1 protein-coding gene is annotated in these 514 nt (G+C 55.6%); it reads right to left on the bottom strand.

Features of this window, described 5'->3' with window-relative positions:
* Position 1 precedes the first annotated feature (1 nt).
* The coding region (locus ACRZ95_RS23320) for a TRAP transporter small permease (RefSeq protein WP_480555802.1) at positions 2-514 on the bottom strand (513 nt) is incomplete at its 5' end.

Below are 514 nucleotides of genomic sequence, written 5' to 3'. Positions count from 1 at the left end.
ATCAGGCCCATTTGTCGACGCCTTCCTTAAGTTCCTTCACCCGCGCGACGATCTGATAGGTCACAACCCCCAGATTTCCGACCGCCAGTATCATGACCGCGGTGTGCAGGTAGTATTTCGGGAATGGCAACGAGACCATTTGCTGGAACGAGGTGCGCTGGATCAACTCCCACGCCGACCAGATGATGACGGCGAACAGAACGAAGGTTGCAACCAGTGCAAAGACATGCACCCAGCTGAGCAGGCGGCCATAATACTTGTCGACGAATTCCAACACGATATGGCTACCGACAGCCTGACACCGGATCGCACCGGCAAAACCCAGAAGGATCAGCAGATACCGCGCCGCTTCTTCGGTCCAGGCGATGGAGTCGTTCAGCACATAGCGGGTGAAGAACTGCAAGAAGACCACGCCGAACAGCAAACCGAACAGCGCCAGCAGACCATAATCTGCCACGGTGATACGATAGTTCCGAAAATGCGCGTCATCTTCGGCGGCAAGGGCGTCAAAATC

The organism is Ruegeria sp. AI3, assembly GCF_056541245.1.
Note: the sequence above shows the minus strand (reverse complement) of the source record. Positions and strands in the feature narration are given on the sequence as shown.